Source organism: Psychrobacillus sp. FSL K6-2836 (genome assembly GCF_038003085.1).
In the GTDB taxonomy this organism is placed as follows: domain Bacteria; phylum Bacillota; class Bacilli; order Bacillales_A; family Planococcaceae; genus Psychrobacillus.
Map to the genome: position 1 here is coordinate 2160103 of NZ_JBBOOM010000001.1, position 20739 is coordinate 2180841.

The window sequence follows — 20739 nt, forward strand, 5'->3', positions numbered from 1 at the left end:
GTTACTCCTCCACTACATATATTAACTTTTCTTCTAATCGATGTTCTCCTTGAAATAAGGCACCTTTTTCAATCCACTTTTCTAATTCGGTAAGTATGGGAACTGTAATTTTTTCCCCTGGTAAGATTAAAGGAATACCTGGAGGATAAGGAACAACCATCCCTTTAGCAATTCTTCCAATCGAACGTGCATAAGGAATCCATTCCCCTTGTTTCACACTTAGTAGCTCCATACTCATATGCAAAGTAGAAATAGTTTTTTGTTCCATATGATATATATTACTAGTACAATCTGAACTTTCATTTTTTAAGTCTTCTACTGCATATTTTATTCGCTTTCTAATCTCTGCAAATGCATATTCATGCTCCACTTTTAGTAAAGGGAGAATGAGTAAGACTTGATATATATCCGCTAGCTCCACATGTATATTATGTTTTTCAAAAGCTTGTTGTACCTGAAACCCAGAATATTTTCCCACACGTATTAATAGTTTTAATGGATCGTCTACTTGAACTACTTCAATTAATGGAATAGTTTCTAAAGCTTCTATAAACACTTCTCTTCTACCCATCAATTGTTTAAAATCCATTGGGCTATATCTTTCCATATAACTTCTTGCATCGTCTAGAGAGGCTAAGATTAAATAGGAGGGACTACTTGATTGCAACATTCTTAAGTATTTATTTATTTTTCTACTATCAACCAATTGAGAACGAATATGCAAAAATGACCCCATCGTTAACGCTGGTAACGTTTTATGCGCAGACTGAACAACAACATCAGCTCCATATAATAACGCTGACTTTGGAAATTCCTTATTTGCCTGGAAATGCGCACCATGTGCTTCATCTACTAACACAGGCATTTGTAGACTATGACATAATCTAATGATATTCTCTAAGTCTGGAGAGGAAACCCCATAATAGTTTGGGTAGGTTAAGACAACTGCTTTGGCAAAAGGATATTGTTGAATTGCTTCTTCCATTACTTCTAATGATACATAGGATGCTGTTTTGGTTTGTTCATCCCATTCAGGAGATACAAAAATAGGCTCTGCCCCGACCAATTCAATAGCATGGAAAATAGATTTATGAGCATTTCTTTGTACAATAATTTGTTCCCCATACTGACAAGTTGCATAAATCATAGCTAGGTTTCCAATAGTCGTGCCATTCACTAAAAAGAAACTTTTATCTGTGTTATATAGTTTGGTCAGTAATTGCTCTGCTTCTTTAATAGCTTCCTCTGGATGATGATAATCATCCAATCCATTTAATTCAGTCAAGTCATACTGCATCGAATCCCTTATAAGTTGTGGTAAATTGGATAAAAGTCCATGTTTATGCCCAGGCACATGAAAAGAATGCGACTTTTTCTTATGAAATTGCTCCAATGCCTCAACTAATGGTCTTTTCTCTTGCATTATATTACCTCACTATATGTTCAAATTTCTTTCTTCTATTATACATGAATAGTTCTATCTAAAGACGGTAGGCAACTTATTTCTGGCAGGTTTTTCTTGGAATATCTATTAACAACAAGTTATTGCTAAACAAGAGTTTTAACAACAATATTGAAAAAATACACAAAAAAGCCGCTACCAAGATCTCTCGGTAAGGACTTTTTCTTTGATGCCCAGCGACGTCCTATTCTCACAGGGGGAGACCCCAAACTACCATCGGCGCAAGAGCTTTACTTCCGTGTCCGGGGCTGCGAAAGCAGATGGGCAGCAGATTTCTTCGTCAGCCGCACTCGTTCAATTCTCGCGTATGTTATACGCTCCGAGTCTCTCTCACTTTCTTCCTTGAACTCTTTGCCCCTCTACTTTCTCGCATACTTTTCTTATAGAGATAGACTGCCTACGACTTATTTTTTAATACAAAAAAGCCGCTACCAATTACTCGGTAACGACTTTTTTTGGTGCCCAGCGACGTCCTACTCTCACAGGGGGAGACCCCCAACTACCATCGGCGCAAGAGCTTTACTTCCGTGTCCGGGGCTGCGAAAGCAGATGGGCGGCAGATTTCTTCGTCAGCCGCACTCGTTCAATTCTCGCGTATGTTATACGCTCGAGTCTCTCTCACTTGCTTCCTTGAACTCTTTGCCCCTCTACTTTCTCGCATACTTTCTTATAGAGATAGACTACCTACGGCTTATTTTTTAACACAAAAAAGCCGCTACCAATTACTCGGTAACGACTTTTCTTTGGTGCCCAGCGACGTCCTACTCTCACAGGGGGAGACCCCCAACTACCATCGGCGCTGAAGAGCTTAACTTCCGTGTTCGGTATGGGAACGGGTGTGACCTCTTCGCCATCATCACTAGACTCATTCGGCTTTCAATATACGGCGCATTGCTTTGTCAACTTCATTCGATCCGTCAGTCACGTACTTTAGTACGTTCCTTCTTTCTCTCACTTGTTTCCTAGCACTGCTTGTATCTTGAAACCCTCATATATAGAGTGTTTGTTCACTCAAAACTGGATAAACGACATTGGAACTGAAACAAATTTGGTTAAGTCCTCGATCGATTAGTATTCGTCAGCTGCACGTGTCGCCACGCTTCCACCCCGAACCTATCTACCTCATCGTCTTTGAGGGATCTTACTTACTTGCGTAATGGGAAATCTCATCTTGAGGGGGGCTTCGTGCTTAGATGCTTTCAGCACTTATCCCGTCCACACATAGCTACCCAGCGATGCTCTTGGCAGAACAACTGGTACACCAGCGGTGTGTCCATCCCGGTCCTCTCGTACTAAGGACAGCTCCTCTCAAATTTCCTACGCCCACGACGGATAGGGACCGAACTGTCTCACGACGTTCTGAACCCAGCTCGCGTACCGCTTTAATGGGCGAACAGCCCAACCCTTGGGACCGACTACAGCCCCAGGATGCGATGAGCCGACATCGAGGTGCCAAACCTCCCCGTCGATGTGGACTCTTGGGGGAGATAAGCCTGTTATCCCCGGGGTAGCTTTTATCCGTTGAGCGATGGCCCTTCCATGCGGAACCACCGGATCACTAAGCCCGTCTTTCGACCCTGCTCGACTTGTAGGTCTCGCAGTCAAGCTCCCTTCTGCCTTTACACTCTTCGAATGATTTCCAACCATTCTGAGGGAACCTTTGGGCGCCTCCGTTACACTTTAGGAGGCGACCGCCCCAGTCAAACTACCCGCCTGACACTGTCTCCTACCCGGGTTACGGGTATGGGTTAGAATTTCAATACAACCAGGGCAGTATCCCACCGACGCCTCCTCCGAAGCTGGCGCTCCGGGCTCTATGGCTCCTGCCTATCCTGTACAAGTTGCACCAAAATTCAATATCAAGCTATAGTAAAGCTCCACGGGGTCTTTCCGTCCTGTCGCGGGTAACCTGCATCTTCACAGGTACTATAATTTCACCGAGTCTCTCGTTGAGACAGTGCCCAGATCGTTACGCCTTTCGTGCGGGTCGGAACTTACCCGACAAGGAATTTCGCTACCTTAGGACCGTTATAGTTACGGCCGCCGTTTACTGGGGCTTCAATTCGCACCTTCGCTTGCGCTAAGCACTCCTCTTAACCTTCCAGCACCGGGCAGGCGTCAGCCCCTATACTTCACCTTACGGTTTTGCAGAGACCTGTGTTTTTGCTAAACAGTCGCCTGGGCCTATTCACTGCGGCTCTTCAAGGCTATTCACCCTAAAGAGCACCCCTTCTCCCGAAGTTACGGGGTCATTTTGCCGAGTTCCTTAACGAGAGTTCTCTCGCTCACCTTAGGATTCTCTCCTCGACTACCTGTGTCGGTTTGCGGTACGGGCACCTATCACCTCGCTAGAGGCTTTTCTTGGCAGTGTGAAATCAGGAACTCCGGACATACGTCCTCGCCATCACAGCTCAATGTTATAGAATGCGGATTTGCCTACATTCACACCTTACTGCTTGGACATGCATAACCAACAGCATGCTTACCCTATCCTTCTGCGTCCCCCCATTACTCAAACGGTGGTTTGGTGGTACAGGAATATCAACCTGTTATCCATCGCCTACGCCTATCGGCCTCGGCTTAGGTCCCGACTAACCCTGAGCGGACGAGCCTTCCTCAGGAAACCTTAGTCATACGGTGGACGGGATTCTCACCCGTCTTTCGCTACTCATACCGGCATTCTCACTTCTAAGCGCTCCACCAGTCCTTCCGGTCTGACTTCAACGCCCTTAGAACGCTCTCCTACCACTGATACCAAAGGTATCAATCCACAGCTTCGGTGATTTGTTTAGCCCCGATACATTTTCGGCGCAGCGTCACTCGACCAGTGAGCTATTACGCACTCTTTAAATGATGGCTGCTTCTAAGCCAACATCCTGGTTGTCTAAGCAACGCCACATCCTTTTCCACTTAACAAATACTTTGGGACCTTAGCTGGTGGTCTGGGCTGTTTCCCTCTTGACTACGGATCTTATCACTCGCAGTCTGACTCCCAAACATAAATCATTGGCATTCGGAGTTTGTCTGAATTCGGTAACCCGGGATGGGCCCCTAGTCCAAACAGTGCTCTACCTCCAAGATTCTAACGTTTGAGGCTAGCCCTAAAGCTATTTCGGAGAGAACCAGCTATCTCCAGGTTCGATTGGAATTTCTCCGCTACCCACACCTCATCCCCGCACTTTTCAACGTGCGTGGGTTCGGACCTCCAGTAAGTGTTACCTTACCTTCATCCTGGACATGGGTAGATCACCTGGTTTCGGGTCTACGACCACATACTCATTCGCCCTATTCAGACTCGCTTTCGCTGCGGCTCCGTCTTCTCAACTTAACCTTGCATGTAATCGTAACTCGCCGGTTCATTCTACAAAAGGCACGCTATCACCCATTAACGGGCTCTAACTACTTGTAGGCACACGGTTTCAGGATCTATTTCACTCCCCTTCCGGGGTGCTTTTCACCTTTCCCTCACGGTACTGGTTCACTATCGGTCACTAGGTAGTATTTAGCCTTGGGAGATGGTCCTCCCGGATTCCGACGGAATTTCACGTGTTCCGCCGTACTCAGGATACACTCAAGAGAGAATGAATTTTGGACTACGGGGCTTTTACCCTATCCTGCGGACCTTTCCAGATCGCTTCGTCTAACTCATTCCTTTGTAACTCTATGTAGAGTGTCCTACAACCCCAAGAGGCAAGCCTCTTGGTTTGGGCTATTCCCGTTTCGCTCGCCGCTACTCAGGGAATCGATTTTTCTTTCTCTTCCTCCAGGTACTTAGATGTTTCAGTTCCCTGGGTGTGTCTCAGATGCGCTATGTATTCACGCAAATGTACTGCTCCATTACGAACAGTGGGTTTCCCCATTCGGAAATCTCCGGATCAAAGCTCACTTACAGCTCCCCGAAGCATATCGGTGTTAGTGCCGTCCTTCGTCGACTCCTAGTGCCAAGGCATTCACCGTGCGCCCTTATTAACTTAACCTAAAAGTTAAAAAGTCTTACACGTCATGATTACGTAAATAATCACAACAGAATTTCTTGTTGTTTATTGTTTCAATGTCGTTTTATCCAGTTTTCAAAGAACAAAGGTTTGCTCACTTTGCGACGAGTAATCGCAGGAGCAAGCGTTGAATCTTCATATAAAAATGAACATTCAAAACTGAACTGCAAAACGTTAAGATACAGATAAAAATCTGTATTCCGATATTATCCTTAGAAAGGAGGTGATCCAGCCGCACCTTCCGATACGGCTACCTTGTTACGACTTCACCCCAATCATCTGTCCCACCTTCGGCGGCTGGCTCCCGTAAGGGTTACCCCACCGACTTCGGGTGTTACAAACTCTCGTGGTGTGACGGGCGGTGTGTACAAGGCCCGGGAACGTATTCACCGTGGCATGCTGATCCACGATTACTAGCGATTCCGGCTTCATGTAGGCGAGTTGCAGCCTACAATCCGAACTGAGAACGGTTTTATGGGATTTGCTCACCCTCGCGGGGTTGCGACCCTCTGTACCGTCCATTGTAGCACGTGTGTAGCCCAGGTCATAAGGGGCATGATGATTTGACGTCATCCCCACCTTCCTCCGGTTTATCACCGGCAGTCACCTTAGAGTGCCCAACTAAATGCTGGCAACTAAGATCAAGGGTTGCGCTCGTTGCGGGACTTAACCCAACATCTCACGACACGAGCTGACGACAACCATGCACCACCTGTCACCGCTGTCCCCGAAGGGAAAACTCTATCTCTAGAGCGGTCAGCGGGATGTCAAGACCTGGTAAGGTTCTTCGCGTTGCTTCGAATTAAACCACATGCTCCACCGCTTGTGCGGGCCCCCGTCAATTCCTTTGAGTTTCAGTCTTGCGACCGTACTCCCCAGGCGGAGTGCTTAATGCGTTAGCTGCAGCACTAAGGGGCGGAAACCCCCTAACACTTAGCACTCATCGTTTACGGCGTGGACTACCAGGGTATCTAATCCTGTTTGCTCCCCACGCTTTCGCGCCTCAGCGTCAGTTACAGACCAGAAAGCCGCCTTCGCCACTGGTGTTCCTCCAAATCTCTACGCATTTCACCGCTACACTTGGAATTCCGCTTTCCTCTTCTGTACTCAAGTCCCCCAGTTTCCAATGACCTTCCACGGTTGAGCCGTGGGATTTCACATCAGACTTAAAGGACCGCCTGCGCGCGCTTTACGCCCAATAATTCCGGACAACGCTTGCCACCTACGTATTACCGCGGCTGCTGGCACGTAGTTAGCCGTGGCTTTCTAATGAGGTACCGTCAAGGTACGAGCAGTTACTCTCGTACTTGTTCTTCCCTCACAACAGAGTTTTACGATCCGAAAACCTTCTTCACTCACGCGGCATTGCTCCATCAGACTTTCGTCCATTGTGGAAGATTCCCTACTGCTGCCTCCCGTAGGAGTCTGGGCCGTGTCTCAGTCCCAGTGTGGCCGATCACCCTCTCAGGTCGGCTACGCATCGTCGCCTTGGTGAGCCGTTACCTCACCAACTAGCTAATGCGCCGCGGGCCCATCCTGTAGTGACAGCCGAGACCGTCTTTTAACATTTCCCCATGTGAGGAAATGGATTATTCGGTATTAGCCCCGGTTTCCCGGAGTTATCCCAATCTACAGGGCAGGTTGCCCACGTGTTACTCACCCGTCCGCCGCTAAATCAGAAGAAGCAAGCTTCTTCGTCATTCGCTCGACTTGCATGTATTAGGCATGCCGCCAGCGTTCGTCCTGAGCCAGGATCAAACTCTCCATAATAGAGAACTTAAAAAGCTCATTTTGTTTTGCTGGCATCATCATTAAATGATGTCAAAATTGTTTTGCTTATCATTCTAACAAGTTAGCTGATAAGCTGTATGTCTTAACGTTTTGCATGTTCAGTTTTCAATGTTCATGTTGTCTACCAGAATGCTTTACCTCTTGGCGACTTCTACAATATTACTCGCTTTATATTATAAAGTCAACACTTTTTAAAAACTTTTTTATATTAATATAGAAATTGCTATAACGGAGATTACTCCCGGTACGCCTAACGTAGCTGCGACAGTGCCTGTGAACAAGTTTACTGGTATTGCATAACCCATTGAACCAAGCAATAAATGAACTCCGTATAACAAGAGAATAGAAAAACCTAGACGAAACAATAAAATAGATATACCTTCAAAAAATTTTGGAAATGAATTTCGAAATAATAAAAAAGATAAAAGCACTAACGAACATATAATAATAGTAAACTTCATGAGCTACACCCTCCATAAAATCATATCTATCATTATATGTAGCTAGTACATCTATTATTCTATTTTAAAATGACATTTCGAATCCTTGCTTCTTTATATAGATAGAAGTGGATACTTTCTGTCATTTTCCTTTTAGCAACCGCATCTAAATCATAGTCATTTAAATAATCTTCTATTATCTGAGCTTGTTGCCACTCTTTTTTCGTTTCTTTCATGAGCGCCACAAATTGCTCATCAAATTCTTTTTTCAGTTTTCCTTTTTTAGAAAACATCACACTAACCCAGCCCCTTACAACTCTCGGCGACCTTCAAGAGCTTTAGATAGAGTTACTTCATCTGCATACTCTAAATCTCCACCTACAGGTAATCCATGAGCAATTCTTGTTGTTTTAATACCAGACGGTTTGACAAGGCGTGAAATATACATCGCCGTTGCTTCTCCTTCTATTGTAGGATTAGTAGCTAGTATTAGTTCTTCTATTTCTGTATCTTGTAACCTTTTCAACAGTGAAGGTACATTTATATCTTCTGGACCAATTCCATCCATCGGAGAAATTGCCCCGTGAAGTACATGGTATCGTCCATTGTAATCTCTCATCTTTTCCAACGCAATTACATCTTTTGTATCTTGAACAACACAGATCAAAGAGCCATCTCTTTGCTGATCCTGACATATATGGCAAGGATCAATATCCGTTATATGCCCACACACAGAACAAAAGCTTAAATTTCGTTTAGCATCAACTAAAGCTTTTGCAAAATCTAAAACAGTATCTTCTTTCATGGTTAAGACAAAAAAGGCCAGACGGGCCGCTGTTTTCGGCCCTATTCCTGGCAATTTCATAAAACTATCTATTAGTTTTGATATCGGTTCAGGATAATGCATCTATTATTCCTCCTAGAACATGCCAGGAAGGTTCAATCCTTTCGTGAATTGACCCATTGTGGAGTTCGCTGTTTCTTCTGCTTTTTTTATCGCTTCATTTGTAGCAATAACGATCAAATCTTGAAGCATTTCAATATCATCTGGATCTATTACAGCAGGATCTAGTTCTACTTCAAGCACTTCTTTTTGTCCAGAAACTACGACTTTCACCATACCACCACCGGCAACTGCTTCAAATCGTTGAGTTGCTAACTCTTCTTGAGCCTCTGCCATCTTCTTTTGCATTTTTTGCATTTGTTTCATCATACCTTGCATATTTCCCATTCCACGCATAATTAATTTCCTCCTTAGTCATCTTGTACTTCTACAAATTCTTTTCCAAACAATTTCTCTGCTTCCACTACCAGCGGATCCTCTGAAACCTGTTCCATCGTTTGTAACAGTTCCATCGATTCAGTTGGTTCAGAAGAATTTTCTTCCTCATTCTCTTGAGAACCTTGTTTTAAACCATTTTGTCTAATAAAATCTTCTCGGATCTTCAACCAATTTTCCTCTGGTACGTATAAAACTTCATACATCGTCCCTGTCAGATTAGCAATTAACTGGGGAAATGAAGTGGAAAATGTTTTGTTCTCCATAGCCATTTGGCAATGTATATCATACTTGAATTTTAACACAAATGCATTAGAAGATGCTGCTACTGGCTCTGCATCATTTAATAATGCCGCATGTGATTTTTGTAATTGTTGCAAAATATTTGCCCATTGAGATTTAATCGTTTGGATATCCATTTTCGTGGCTGTTTTCAAGATTTCTTGTATTCGACCACTTGAGACTTTAACGCCACCAGACGACTTTTGTCTTTGACGCTTCGGTTGATCTTGTGTTCCGTTGTTTGACTGCGGGATCATCCCTTGACTTAATTGCTGTTGTAGCTGCTGTAATTGAGTTTCTAGTAATCTTACCTTTGTTTCTAATTCCGAGTTGCTCTCATTTGAAAATGATCCTTCCACTGGCACATGTGCCAATCGAATTATTGCTGTTTCTAGATACACTTTCGCATGATTAGAAAAACGCATTTCTTGTTGTGTATTCGTCAAGATCGAAATGCCCTTATATAAGGTATCTACTTGAAACTTTGAAGCAAGCTCTAAAAACATAGAATCCCCAGTCGCTATTTCTAATAATTCAGTTTGCTCCGGAGCAACTAGTAAAACAAGTAAGTCTCTATAGAAAGTTATAAAATCCTCTGTTAATCGAACCGGATCCTTGCCATCTTCTATTAACTTTTCTATACAGGCTAATGCCTTCGCTATATCTTTGTCTATCAATGCATCTGCTAATTGAAAAAAGACATCCTGTCCAATAGAACCAGTTACAAGTAATGCATCTGCAATTGTCATTTTATCTGCGCTAAATGACACAACTTGATCCAGCATACTAAGTGCGTCACGCATACCACCTGCAGCAGCTTGTGCAATAATTTTTAGTACATTTGCATCGTATTCAATTTTAGCATCGGTTAATACTTCCTCCATACGAGAAACGATATCAGCAGATGTAATTCGTTTAAAATCAAAACGCTGACATCTAGAGATAATAGTTAATGGAATTTTATGTGGCTCCGTTGTTGCCAGTATGAAAACAGCATGTGCGGGTGGTTCTTCTAATGTTTTCAATAATGCGTTAAATGCACTTGTAGAAAGCATGTGCACTTCATCGATAATATACACTTTGTATTTAGCATTAGAAGGTGCAAACCGAACTTTTTCAATAATATCACGCATTTCTTCTACTCGAGAGTTAGAAGCTGCGTCAAATTCAATCACATCTGTATTTGAGCCTTCTGTTATACTTTTACACGTTTCACATGTATTGCAAGGTTCTTTTGCTGGACCATTTTCACAGTTCAATGCCTTTGCAAAAATTTTTGCTGCACTTGTTTTACCTGTTCCACGTGGCCCTGAAAATAAATACGCATGTGTTGTTTTGTTATAAAGGAGGGCATTTTGAAGAGTTTGCTTAATATGAGTTTGACCGGACATTTCCGCAAACGATTGTGGCCGATAAGCACGGTAAAAAGCTTGATACGACACTAATTCCCCTCCTTCTCATTTCTAATTGTTAATGATTTCTATTATATCATAAAGCTAAATAGACTTCGCTTATTTATGTATAGTAGATTTTTTCCAAACAAAAAACTCACTTGTCAATTTGACAAGTGAGTTGAAGTGTAAAATTAAAGCCGTGCACCTTCCTTCGATTGAAACACATAAGCGGCACCTTTGTCGTTAACTCGGTTTAGGCTACCCCGCGGCACATGAGAAAACACCACTTAATGCTGCTTCCTTCCGGACCTGACATGGTTCATGGGTACCCATTGCGCAGGACCCAAACGTCAACATCACGTGCAAATACCAGACCCTACATGTATTCAACCTCAGAGAAGGAGTTCAGTCTCGCTAGAGCGGATTGCGAGTTACAAGACACCGCTACCTTCCCACCTAGCACGGCATTTACTAGTATACTTTTTTTAGAGACAAAAATCAATGATAACGCATATATAAATTTTATCTACATTACTATTTTTTTATAACTGACAGGAAAAATTTCAAAAATAATAGCTATAAAATTTGCTCGCTTTTTCAAGAGACCCACATAAATGCCACACAAAAATCTAAGATAAAAACCACGAAATTAATGAAAATATGTTGACTTTCATTTTTATCCATGATAAATTAGTTCTTGTACTTCGGAGGAATACCCAAGTCTGGCTGAAGGGATCGGTCTTGAAAACCGACAGGCGGGTCATACCGCGCGGGGGTTCGAATCCCTCTTCCTCCTCCATTTTAAATACACACACGCATAAATTTGAGATTGAATTCGTTACGTCGGTAACGAATTTTTCTTACAATAACGTGTTCAGAATATTAAGAAGGTGGCGAATTCTGTTACCTTCTTTTTTTATGCAAAAAAAGCAACTTATATAAAAACCTCCTGTAAAAAATAACAGGAGGTTTTTGTTTATTTACGAATAATAGCAGTTTGTTCCATGAAATGACCAATACGTTCTAAGATCGCTTCCACATCATCTGGCTTTTCCAAAATATCGTAATCATTAATATTCAAACGAAGTACTGGGCAACCATTAAATGCGTCAATCCATCTTTCGTAGCGCCCATGCATTTCCTCCCAATAAGAGATAGGTGTCTGCTGCTCCATGGGGCGACCTCTGTCATGAATTCGATCGATAATATCATCCATTGATCCTTCTAAATAAATCAGTAAGTTTGGATGCGGGAAATATGGCGTCATTACCATTGCTTCAAATAGGCTCGTATACGTTTCATGATCTACTGGATCCATCGTACCCTTTTCCTTATGCATTTGTGCAAATATTCCTGTATCCTCATAAATAGAACGGTCTTGGATAAATCCACCACCATACTCAAACATTCTTTTTTGCTCTTTAAAACGCTCCGCTAAAAAGTAAATTTGTAAATGAAAGCTCCATTTAGAAAAGTCTTCATAGAAACGATCTAAATAAGGGTTTGTATCTACTTTTTCAAAAGATGTTTTAAAATGTAATGCTTCTGCTAAAGCTTTAGTCATTGTTGATTTACCAACTCCAACAGTTCCTGCAATCGTAATAACTGCATTAGAAGGTATGCCATACTTCTCTCTTAAACTCATTATTAATAACTCCTTTTATGTAATGTTGCATCTACTTTTTCTAGTATTACTTGTAGGTCCTGTCCATTTTGAACAAAATCTAACTCATCTCCATTAAATCGAAGAATAGGTACTTCTGGATGTTTTTTCTCAAAGTTATCGAAAAACATGCGATAATCGGCTGAGAGCTGCTTCAAATAATCAGAGCTAATTTTTTTTTCAAAATCTCTCCCTCGCATATCGATTCGCCCAAGAAGTATATCTATGCTTGCATCTATATATATGACCATATTAGGAACTGGCATATCCTTCGTCAAAATTTGATAGATCGATTCATATTTTTCATATTCTACTTCACTCAATGTACGTTTCGCGAAAATTAGATTTTTGAAAATATGATAATCTGCAACAACTGGACTTTCTTTCGATAAATATTTTTTCTCTATATCACTTAATTGTTTATAACGATTACACAGAAAAAACATCTCTGTTTGGAAGCTCCATTCTGCAATGTCCTCGTAAAACTTATTTAAAAAAGGATTTTCATCCACAATCTCTTTTAATAATTCAAATTGGTATTTAGTTGCTATAGCCTTGGCCAAGGAAGTCTTCCCAACCCCTATTGGACCTTCTACCGTTATAAATGGAATGGACATAAGTTTAACCTCACTCTAAGATTTCAAGTCGTATCATCTATTTTAACACACGCCAAAAATGAAAAATAGAGCAAATCCACCTTTCCAAGGAAAGGCTAATTTGCTCTATATTTTCTTCACCTGGAACATTTCGTGAAGTAAATACCAATTTTGTGGAAAGTCAAAACCACTGTGCCAATATGCAATTCCTAGTAGTTGTAGTTCTTTTAAGAGCTTAAACTTAGCTTGAATAGATCGTGCATCTTCAAACCATACCTCGTGTTCAATACCATCCTGCCAATAGTGAAAGAAAGGAGCCTGCGCATTTTGATCGTATTCAATTGCTGCATTTCGATCCTTTGCTAATTGAATGGCCTGTTGTGGACTTAATGCTTTAGCAATTGGGTTTCCAACTTTATATGGTAAAGTCCAATCGTATCCATACAAATTCTGCCCCATCATAATTTTACTTGGAAGTATTTCTGTTTTTGCATATTCCAATACTCTGCGAACAGGTCCGATTGGTGAAACTGCCATCGGTGGCCCCCCACTATAACCCCACTCATAAGTCATAATAACAACAAAATCTGCCACTTCACCTATCGCCTTATAATCAAATGCTTCATACCATCTTCCTGGTTGATCGTCACTTGTTTTAGGAGGAAGTGTTACAGATATAATATATCCTTTTGCAAATTCTTTAAATTCCTTTATAAAGTTCACATAATTTTCTCTGTCACTAGCATCCATATACTCAAAATCTATATGAATATGATTCGTTCCTCTTTTTTCTGCCTCTGCTACTGCTTGTTCAAACAAATTCAACTTTACTACTTCATCCGTGAAAACAGTATGAGCTAAGGAACCATTAAACGCATAATTTTCAATATTTGCTAGCACAATAACTGTTTCTACTTGATGCTCTTTAGCAATTTCATTTAACGTACCCCAATTCATTTTCGTTAATGACCCGTCTCGTAGCACTTCATACGAAAATGGCATCATGTACGTTAAGTTTGAGGCTACTTTCTCTACTTGCTCTAACACACGTTCCGAGGGTATTTCTGTATACCATTCCACGTATAAGTTCGTTTCAATGGTAGGTCTGGTTGGACTCGGGGTCGATGGGAGTACTAGTGCCTGCCCTACTACTAATACATCAGGGTCAGGGAGTTCATTAATAGTGACAATACTTTCCACTGTTATTCCGGACCGTTTGGCGATTGCATATATACTATCTCCCTGTTTAACTATATGGATCAATGCATCACTCCTTCATCATAGGGTATGCATGTTGCCAAAAAAACATGCTACACTATGCAAAAGGAGTCGATGAAAATGGATGAATATTATATGAAGTTAGCCATAGAAGAAGCAAAAAAAGCAGCTGCCATTGGTGAAGTTCCAATAGGTGCAGTAATAGTACATAATGATCAAGTTATTGCTTCAGGTTACAACTTAAGAGAAACAACCCAAAATGCCACTACACATGCAGAACTCCTTGCTATTCAAGAGGCCTGTACAACATTAAATAATTGGAGACTAGAAGAAACAACTCTATATGTCACCTTAGAGCCATGCCCGATGTGTGCAGGAGCCATTTTACAGTCCCGTATTCCTCGAGTAGTATACGGAGCAAGAGACGCCAAAGCAGGCTGTGTCGATTCTCTTTACCGACTATTGAATGATGATCGATTTAACCACCGCTGTGAAGTGACAGAAGGCGTTTTAGCAGAGGAATGCGGCAATATACTCACTCAGTTTTTTCGTAATCTTCGCGAACAAAAGAAGAACCAGAAACGCTGTTTGTAGCGAATCTGGTTCTTCTTTTAATTATTTTATAACTGTTTTTCCACCCATGTAAGGAACAAGAACTTCTGGAACTATTACTGTTCCATCTGCTTGTTGGTAATTTTCTAAAATAGCTGCGACCGTGCGTCCGAGTGCTAATCCACTACCATTTAAAGTATGCACGTACTCTGGTTTCCCTCCAGCTTCACGGCGGAAACGAATTCCTGCACGTCGAGCTTGAAAATCTTCAAAGTTACTGCAAGAAGAAATCTCTTTATATTCACCATAACTTGGCAACCAAACTTCTAAATCGTATTTCTTCGCAGCTGTAAAGCCTAAATCTGCTGTACACATATGAAGTTTACGATATGGGAGACCTAACAGTTGTAAAACTTTTTCGGCATGACCAGTTAAAAGTTCTAGCTGCTCATAAGAATCTTCAGGCTTCACAAAACGAACTAATTCGACTTTGTTAAATTGATGTTGACGTATTAATCCACGAGTATCGCGACCAGCAGAACCTGCTTCTGAACGGAAACAAGCGCTAAAAGCAGTGAATGCCTGCGGAAGTTCAGCCCCATCTAATATTTCATCTCTATAAAAGTTCGTTACAGGTACTTCTGCTGTTGGTATTAAGAAGTAATCCTCTTCCCCGATTAGGAAAGCATCCTCTTCAAATTTTGGAAGTTGCCCCGTGCCTGTTAAACTTGTACGGTTTGCTAAATAAGGTGGAAGCATTTCTTCATAGCCATGCTCTTCTGCGTGCAAATCCATCATGAAGTTTAACAATCCACGTTCTAGTCTAGCTCCTAAACCACGATAAAATGCAAATCGACTTCCTGTCACTTTTGCAGCACGTTCAAAATCTACTAATTTTAAGTCTGTCGCAATATCCCAATGTGCTTTTGTTTCAAAATCAAATGAAGGAACTTCTCCCCATTTAAATATTTCTATGTTATCATCCTCAGAGTCACCGATTGGCACACTGTCATGTGGAACATTAGGGATACGCATCATCATATATTCAAACTTTTCTTCAACGTCACGTAACTCATCGTCTAATGCTTTTATTTCATCTCCTACTTCACGCATACGTGCAATAAGATCATCTGCATTTTCTTTATTTCGTTTCATCAAAGATATTTTTTGAGAAAACTCATTTCTTTCAGCCTTCAACACTTCTGTTTTCGCTATCAATTCACGACGCTTTTGGTCTAAAGGTTGGAATTGATCAAACTCTGAAATATTTTCTCCACGCTTAGCTAGTTTTGCTTTTACTGTTTCATAATTCTCTCGTACAAATTTTACATCCAACATATATAATTCCTCCTTAGAATTTTCGAAAAAACGACAAAAAAGCCCCCATCCCATGAAAAGGGACGAGAGCATACCCGCGTTGCCACCCTGATTGATCCAGTCATCGACCGAATCCACTTACTTGTTCTGTAACGGCTTTTCAACCGGCACGACTTACTAATCATTCAGTCGCACAACTCAAAGGACGGATTCACAAGTGTTTATATCAGCTTCCACCACCCGCTGACTCTCTAAAAAAAACGTGCTTGTTACTGCTTCCTATCATCGTTTTTGATTCATGAAATTACTCATACTTTACTATACGTTAACTTCTTTTGCAAGACTTTCCTTTACCATCTCTATAAAATATGCCGTAATCCGATGATCATCAGTTAACTCGGGATGAAAAGAACATCCTAACAAATGACCTTGTCTTACCATCACGATTCTATCCTCATAAGTTGCCAGTATTTCTACATTTCCCTCTGCATTTACAATATGTGGTGCTCGTATAAATACCGCTGGAAAACCATCTGCAACACCTTCAATATATAAATCTGTTTCAAAGCTATCCACCTGTCTCCCAAAAGAGTTACGTTCTACAGTAGCATCCAGAGCACCTAAATGTGAATAATCATACCCCACTAAGTCTTTAGCAAGTAGGATTAAGCCTGCACAAGTTCCAAACATCGGTTTCCTATCTAATGCAAACTTCTGTAGTGGTTCTAACATATCAAATCGATCAATCAGCTTTCGCATTACTGTACTTTCTCCTCCAGGGAGTATTAGTCCATCCACTAACGCTAAGTCTTCCACACTTTTTACTGTTAAAGCCTTTGCTCCACTTGCTTCAATTGAGAAAATATGCTCGCTAACTGCACCTTGAAGAGCTAGAACACCTATTTTAACCATATTACCACCCTCTATCTTGCATACGATCTGCGGCGGATAAACGAGAAATTTCGATTCCCTTCATCGGGATTCCTAAATCTTTTGAAATCTCTACAAGTAATTTATAATCTCTGAAATGTGTTGTTGCTTCTACAATTGCTTTAGCAAATTTCTCTGGACTTTCTGACTTGAAAATCCCAGACCCTACAAATACACCATCTGCTCCAAGCTCCATCATTAGAGCCGCATCTGCAGGAGTCGCTACTCCACCTGCTGCGAAGTTTACAACCGGTAATTTACCAGCATGTTTAATCTGTAATAAAACATCATATGGTGCACCCAAATTTTTGGATTGCGTCATTAGTTCATCTTCGCTCATATGTACTATTTTACGAACCTGTGCATTTACTTTACGTAAATGACGCACTGCTTCTACAATGTTCCCTGTACCCGGTTCTCCTTTTGTGCGAAGCATTGAAGCTCCTTCACCAATTCTTCGTGCTGCTTCTCCAAGATCTTTACATCCACATACAAAAGGTACTGTAAATTCACTTTTTCGTAGATGATATTCTTCATCTGCTGGAGTTAGTACTTCTGATTCATCAATATAGTCAACACCCATTGCTTCTAAAATACGTGCTTCTGTAATATGACCAATACGCGCTTTGGCCATCACTGGAATTGTTACTGCTCCCATTACCTCTTCCATAATGCGGGGGTCGGCCATACGAGCTACTCCTCCTGCTGCACGAATATCGGATGGTACTCGTTCTAATGCCATAACTGCAACTGCACCTGCTGCCTCGGCAATTTTGGCTTGCTCAGCATTAATAACGTCCATAATAACGCCACCCTTTTGCATTTCAGCCATTCCTCTTTTTACTCGATCTGTTCCTGTTAAATTAGTTGCCATAATTATTTTCCCTCCATTATCTTTATAAACTTTAGTATAATAAATTATGACCCTACGAAAAGCGTCAGAAACAAATTAAATGAAGTGGTCAGATAGGAGCAATGATGGATTTCTTAATGTTTCAGCTAGTACAAGAATCAAAAACTCCACTATATGAACAACTATATAGTGCTATAAAAGAAGCAATTATAAACGGAACAATTGAAGAAGGTATTAAGCTTCCCTCTAAAAGAAAGCTAGCTGATTATTTAGCTGTTAGTCAAACAACGATTGAATTTGCCTATAGCCAATTAGTTGCTGAAGGATTTATCTCCTCTGAACCTAGACGTGGATACTTCGTTCAAAATTTAGAGGAATTAGCTATTATTGAACAGGATACTCCCATCATAATGCAGGAAGCGAGTGATACATTTTCCTTTTCTATTGATCTTTCTCCAGGGAAAATCGATACAGATTCATTTCCTTTTGCGACTTGGAGAAAATATGCAAAGGATATTGTAAATGATGAAAACAAAGACCTTCTTCAGCTAGGGCATCCTCAAGGAGATTATGGATTGCGTCAGCAAATCTCTTCTTATTTGTTCCAATCTAGAGGAGTGAAAAGCACGCCTGAACAGATTATCCTAGGCTCAGGTACTGAACAAATTATGCCACTCATCATTCATTTACTTGGAGATAAAGCAGTGTATGGATTTGAAAATCCCGGATATCCTCTTACGCACCATTTGTTTTTTGAAGATAGTAGAAAATCTGTACCTATTCCAGTAGATGACGATGGGGTCGTAGTCGCTAAACTAGAACAGTCTTTTGCCAATGTGATGTATGTAACTCCCTCCCACCAATTTCCGACAGGAGCAGTATTATCCGCAACTCGGCGCAGTCAGTTACTCGCATGGGCATACCAGCAGGATAATCGATATATTATTGAAGATGATTACGATAGCGAGTTTAGGTATACAGGTAAGCCAATTCCTTCCCTCCAAGGTATCGATCAAAATGAAAGGGTCATTTATTTAAGTACGTTTTCTAAGTCACTAATGCCCTCTTTACGAATAGCCTATGCAGTATTACCAAAATCACTACTCTCCCAATATAAACAACGATTTTCCTATTATTCTGCTACGGTTCCTCGAATGGATCAACACTTACTGTCAAACTTTATGGAGGATGGATACTTTGCAAAACATTTAAATAAAATGAGAAAAATTTATAAGCGAAAGTTAGAGATTATTACGAAAACTATTATGCAATACGAACCAACTGTTACAATTTCGGGAGAGCAAGCAGGTATGCATATACTGCTAACGATTCATACAACTAGAACAGAGGCAGATTTAGTAAATCTTGCGGAACAAGCAGACATTCGGATATATGGGCTTCAGGAATACATTTCATCGGAATTAGAGGAGAAGACGGCTCCAAAGCTTGTATTAGGATTTGGGGGATTAAAAGTAGAGGAGGTTGCTTCTTCCATTCATCAATTAATGCATGCTTTAGAAATAACAAAAACACTGTAACTCCAATGAGCTACAGTGTTTTTGTTATTTAAAATAATCCACCTATAAAGTCTGTTGTGCTATTCCATAAGTTTGCGAAAAACTTACCAATACCTTGGAACATCAAGCTAAACCAACTAGCACGTTCTACAGCCTCAGTAGTTACTACGTCCGTTTCCGCTGCTTGGTCAATTATATAGCCATAGTCCGTTCCTTCGGATTTCTCTAAGTGAACTTTACCAACGACTGTATCCTTTTTAATATCTGCTTCAAGCTTTTCTTTGCTTGCTGTAAATACAGGCTTGTACAATTCTTTTTCATTTGTCTTAATGACCATAGAAATAGGATCCTTCACAGCTATAGCTACTGTATCCTCTTTCCCTTTTTCTACTTCTAGTGTTTCATGTTCTGGAATTTTAAATCCTGCTGGAACAATTTCTTCTTTAGAAAATTGGGAGAATCCGTAATCCAATAAGGCTCTTGTTGCATCAAAACGGGCTTTATACGAGCCATTACCATCTGCATCGACTGCTTTCATTACGACAGAAATAACACGCATTCCGTTCTTTTGAGCAGTTGCAGTAAAGGAATGTCCTGCAAATTCTGTTGTTCCAGTTTTTAATCCATCTACACCTTCATATTCATATACTAGACCTGGTAACATCCAGTTCCAGTTACTCATCTCTATTGCATCAGAAGTTCCTTCACGGAATGTTTTCTTAGCAATCTTTGTTGTTTCTAAAACCTCAGGAAAATCTTTCATTAAATAATAAGCTAGAGTTGCTACTGATTTTGCTGGCATAACGTTTTCATCAGAAGGACTGGTACTTGCTGGATGCATTCCTTGCAAGTCTTCATTGTTTAAACCGGAAGAATTGACAAATTTATATCCTTCTAAGCCCATTTCTGCTGCTTTTTCATTCATCAACTTCACAAAATTCTCTTCGGTGCCTGCAATTGTTTCAGCAATGGCAATAGTTGCTGCATTTGCTGAGTATATAGCCATCGCTTCATAAAGCTCTTGAATAGAATAACTGCCGTCCTCACGTAGTGGTACATTACTTAAACGACGATCTTGAGAGATTTTGTATGTATATTCATTGACATTGTATTGTTGATCCCATGTTACTTTACCTTCTTCTATTGCTTCAAATAACAAATACTCCGTCATCATTTTCGTCATACTCGCTATACCTAACGATGACTCAGAATTCTTTTCATATAGAATTTTTCCTGTTTCTGCATCGATTAAAATTGCTGCATCTACATTTAAATTCAAACTTTCCTCTGCTTTTGTAGCAGCAGGCATACCACATACTACTGACACAAGAAACATCGGAAGTACTAGCCATTTTATCATTGATGTCATCCAAACCTTCTTCACTATCGTACCTCCACCTTTTGTTTTTATCATTGCCCATTTTATCACACTTTAGCACGGTAGGGACAC

At 40.9% G+C, this 20739-nt stretch carries 15 protein-coding genes, 1 tRNA gene, 3 rRNA genes, 1 other RNA gene and 1 other annotated feature; of the genes, 3 read left to right on the top strand and 17 right to left on the bottom strand.

The window, feature by feature from the left end:
* Position 1: 1 nt before the first annotated feature.
* The 10 genes from MKY37_RS10090 to ffs form a co-directional block, all read right to left on the bottom strand.
* On the bottom strand, positions 2 to 1423 hold the full coding sequence (locus MKY37_RS10090) for an aminotransferase class I/II-fold pyridoxal phosphate-dependent enzyme (protein WP_340776631.1): 1422 nt from the start codon (positions 1421 to 1423) through the stop codon (positions 2 to 4).
* Between the two features lie 787 nt (positions 1424 to 2210).
* Positions 2211 to 2326, bottom strand: a 5S ribosomal RNA gene (gene rrf, locus MKY37_RS10095).
* Between the two features lie 184 nt (positions 2327 to 2510).
* Positions 2511 to 5439, bottom strand: a 23S ribosomal RNA gene (locus MKY37_RS10100).
* A gap of 234 nt (positions 5440 to 5673) precedes the next feature.
* A 16S ribosomal RNA gene (locus MKY37_RS10105) occupies positions 5674 to 7227 on the bottom strand.
* Together the 16S, 23S and 5S rRNA genes form the textbook arrangement of a ribosomal RNA operon.
* A gap of 224 nt (positions 7228 to 7451) precedes the next feature.
* Positions 7452 to 7709: a pro-sigmaK processing inhibitor BofA family protein gene (locus MKY37_RS10110; RefSeq protein ID WP_340776633.1), complete on the bottom strand. Its 258-nt coding sequence runs from the start codon at positions 7707 to 7709 to the stop codon at positions 7452 to 7454.
* Between the two features lie 59 nt (positions 7710 to 7768).
* Complete coding sequence (locus MKY37_RS10115) at positions 7769 to 7984, bottom strand: YaaL family protein (protein ID WP_340776635.1); 216 nt, start codon at positions 7982 to 7984, stop codon at positions 7769 to 7771.
* Positions 7985 to 7998: 14 nt separating this feature from the next.
* Positions 7999 to 8595, bottom strand: a complete 597-nt coding sequence (gene recR, locus MKY37_RS10120; RefSeq protein ID WP_211892435.1) for a recombination mediator RecR — start codon at positions 8593 to 8595, stop codon at positions 7999 to 8001.
* A 12-nt stretch (positions 8596 to 8607) separates the two neighbouring features.
* Complete coding sequence (locus MKY37_RS10125; RefSeq protein ID WP_211892434.1) at positions 8608 to 8928, bottom strand: YbaB/EbfC family nucleoid-associated protein; 321 nt, start codon at positions 8926 to 8928, stop codon at positions 8608 to 8610.
* 14 nt (positions 8929 to 8942) lie between these two features.
* Positions 8943 to 10691, bottom strand: a complete 1749-nt coding sequence (gene dnaX, locus MKY37_RS10130) for a DNA polymerase III subunit gamma/tau (protein WP_340776640.1) — start codon at positions 10689 to 10691, stop codon at positions 8943 to 8945.
* 149 nt (positions 10692 to 10840) lie between these two features.
* Positions 10841 to 11108, bottom strand: an RNA gene (gene ffs / locus MKY37_RS10135) — signal recognition particle sRNA large type.
* Between the two features lie 241 nt (positions 11109 to 11349).
* Here ffs and MKY37_RS10140 point away from each other — a divergent pair.
* Positions 11350 to 11442 (top strand) — tRNA-Ser (locus tag MKY37_RS10140).
* Positions 11443 to 11619: 177 nt separating this feature from the next.
* Here MKY37_RS10140 and MKY37_RS10145 read toward each other — a convergent pair.
* The 3 genes from MKY37_RS10145 to MKY37_RS10155 all read right to left on the bottom strand — a co-directional run bounded on the left by MKY37_RS10145 (position 11620) and on the right by MKY37_RS10155 (position 14165).
* Positions 11620 to 12288 carry a deoxynucleoside kinase gene (locus tag MKY37_RS10145; RefSeq protein ID WP_340776642.1) on the bottom strand — a complete coding sequence of 223 codons (669 nt, stop codon included), beginning with the start codon at positions 12286 to 12288 and terminating at the stop codon, positions 11620 to 11622.
* A 2-nt stretch (positions 12289 to 12290) separates the two neighbouring features.
* Positions 12291 to 12923, bottom strand: a complete 633-nt coding sequence (locus MKY37_RS10150; RefSeq protein WP_340776644.1) for a deoxynucleoside kinase — start codon at positions 12921 to 12923, stop codon at positions 12291 to 12293.
* Between the two features lie 105 nt (positions 12924 to 13028).
* On the bottom strand, positions 13029 to 14165 hold the full coding sequence (locus MKY37_RS10155) for a glycosyl hydrolase family 18 protein (RefSeq protein WP_340776646.1): 1137 nt from the start codon (positions 14163 to 14165) through the stop codon (positions 13029 to 13031).
* 69 nt (positions 14166 to 14234) lie between these two features.
* Here MKY37_RS10155 and tadA point away from each other — a divergent pair, with 69 nt between their 5' ends.
* Positions 14235 to 14714 carry a tRNA adenosine(34) deaminase TadA gene (gene tadA / locus MKY37_RS10160; protein ID WP_340779892.1) on the top strand — a complete coding sequence of 160 codons (480 nt, stop codon included), beginning with the start codon at positions 14235 to 14237 and terminating at the stop codon, positions 14712 to 14714.
* Positions 14715 to 14735: 21 nt separating this feature from the next.
* On the opposite strand, the gene serS is transcribed toward tadA, so the two are convergent.
* From serS to pdxS, 3 genes are all read right to left on the bottom strand, one after another.
* Positions 14736 to 16010: a serine--tRNA ligase gene (gene serS, locus MKY37_RS10165; RefSeq protein ID WP_340776649.1), complete on the bottom strand. Its 1275-nt coding sequence runs from the start codon at positions 16008 to 16010 to the stop codon at positions 14736 to 14738.
* A 55-nt stretch (positions 16011 to 16065) separates the two neighbouring features.
* Positions 16066 to 16284 (bottom strand) — a binding site (T-box leader).
* A 23-nt stretch (positions 16285 to 16307) separates the two neighbouring features.
* Positions 16308 to 16901 carry a pyridoxal 5'-phosphate synthase glutaminase subunit PdxT gene (gene pdxT / locus MKY37_RS10170; protein ID WP_340776652.1) on the bottom strand — a complete coding sequence of 198 codons (594 nt, stop codon included), beginning with the start codon at positions 16899 to 16901 and terminating at the stop codon, positions 16308 to 16310.
* 1 nt (position 16902) lies between these two features.
* Complete coding sequence (gene pdxS, locus MKY37_RS10175; RefSeq protein WP_340776655.1) at positions 16903 to 17793, bottom strand: pyridoxal 5'-phosphate synthase lyase subunit PdxS; 891 nt, start codon at positions 17791 to 17793, stop codon at positions 16903 to 16905.
* 104 nt (positions 17794 to 17897) lie between these two features.
* On the opposite strand from pdxS, the gene pdxR reads away from it, so the two are divergent.
* On the top strand, positions 17898 to 19310 hold the full coding sequence (gene pdxR / locus MKY37_RS10180) for a MocR-like pyridoxine biosynthesis transcription factor PdxR (RefSeq protein ID WP_340776657.1): 1413 nt from the start codon (positions 17898 to 17900) through the stop codon (positions 19308 to 19310).
* A 28-nt stretch (positions 19311 to 19338) separates the two neighbouring features.
* Here pdxR and MKY37_RS10185 read toward each other — a convergent pair whose 3' ends face one another.
* Positions 19339 to 20673, bottom strand: a complete 1335-nt coding sequence (locus MKY37_RS10185; protein ID WP_445323036.1) for a serine hydrolase — start codon at positions 20671 to 20673, stop codon at positions 19339 to 19341.
* Positions 20674 to 20739 lie beyond the last annotated feature (66 nt).

What these genes read in the sequence shown, in the direction of transcription:
- recR (WP_211892435.1), bottom strand. Translation starts at nt 8,595, where the DNA reads ATGCATTATCCTGAACCGATATCAAAACTAATAGATAGTTTTATGAAA.
- tadA (WP_340779892.1), top strand. Translation starts at nt 14,235, where the DNA reads ATGAAAATGGATGAATATTATATGAAGTTAGCCATAGAAGAAGCAAAA.
- pdxT (WP_340776652.1), bottom strand. Translation starts at nt 16,901, where the DNA reads ATGGTTAAAATAGGTGTTCTAGCTCTTCAAGGTGCAGTTAGCGAGCAT.
- MKY37_RS10145 (WP_340776642.1), bottom strand. Translation starts at nt 12,288, where the DNA reads ATGAGTTTAAGAGAGAAGTATGGCATACCTTCTAATGCAGTTATTACG.
- MKY37_RS10125 (WP_211892434.1), bottom strand. Translation starts at nt 8,928, where the DNA reads ATGCGTGGAATGGGAAATATGCAAGGTATGATGAAACAAATGCAAAAA.
- pdxS (WP_340776655.1), bottom strand. Translation starts at nt 17,793, where the DNA reads ATGGCAACTAATTTAACAGGAACAGATCGAGTAAAAAGAGGAATGGCT.
- pdxR (WP_340776657.1), top strand. Translation starts at nt 17,898, where the DNA reads ATGGATTTCTTAATGTTTCAGCTAGTACAAGAATCAAAAACTCCACTA.
- MKY37_RS10150 (WP_340776644.1), bottom strand. Translation starts at nt 12,923, where the DNA reads ATGTCCATTCCATTTATAACGGTAGAAGGTCCAATAGGGGTTGGGAAG.
- MKY37_RS10090 (WP_340776631.1), bottom strand. Translation starts at nt 1,423, where the DNA reads ATGCAAGAGAAAAGACCATTAGTTGAGGCATTGGAGCAATTTCATAAG.
- MKY37_RS10110 (WP_340776633.1), bottom strand. Translation starts at nt 7,709, where the DNA reads ATGAAGTTTACTATTATTATATGTTCGTTAGTGCTTTTATCTTTTTTA.
- serS (WP_340776649.1), bottom strand. Translation starts at nt 16,010, where the DNA reads ATGTTGGATGTAAAATTTGTACGAGAGAATTATGAAACAGTAAAAGCA.